Here is a 447-nt window from a genome sequence, read left to right as displayed (position 1 = left end):
ACTTTAAGGAGAAACCATGGGCAAACAGGAAGTCAAAACGCGTTCTGGAGAACGTGTTGCCGTTGTCGCTGGATTACGAACCCCATTCGCTCGACAGAGCACAGAATTTAGTCAAGTGCCTGCGGTCGACTTAGGCAAAATGGTTGTGAGCGAAATGCTTGCAAGAACAGATGTCGATCCTGCGCTTATCGAACAAGTCGTGTTCGGCCAAGTAGTGCAAATGCCAGAAGCACCGAACATCGCGCGTGAAATCGTGTTGGGCACAGGCATGGATATCAATACTGATGCCTACAGTGTAACTCGAGCATGTGCGACCAGTTTCCAAGCTGCAGTTAATGTGACTGAAAGCATAATGGCTGGCACGATTGATGTCGGCATTGCTGGTGGTGCAGACTCTTCTTCTGTATTGCCTATTGGCGTTTCCAAAAAGCTAGCTGCAAATTTATT

1 pseudogene is annotated in these 447 nt (G+C 48.1%); it reads left to right on the top strand.

The features are described from left to right. Nucleotides 1-16 precede the first annotated feature (16 nt). Nucleotides 17-447: pseudogene (locus BCT81_RS04465) on the top strand (acetyl-CoA C-acyltransferase); the annotation flags it as partial.

The organism is Vibrio sp. 10N.261.52.A1, assembly GCF_002876325.1.
In the GTDB taxonomy this organism is placed as follows: domain Bacteria; phylum Pseudomonadota; class Gammaproteobacteria; order Enterobacterales; family Vibrionaceae; genus Vibrio; species Vibrio chagasii.
Note: the sequence above shows the minus strand (reverse complement) of the source record. Positions and strands in the feature narration are given on the sequence as shown.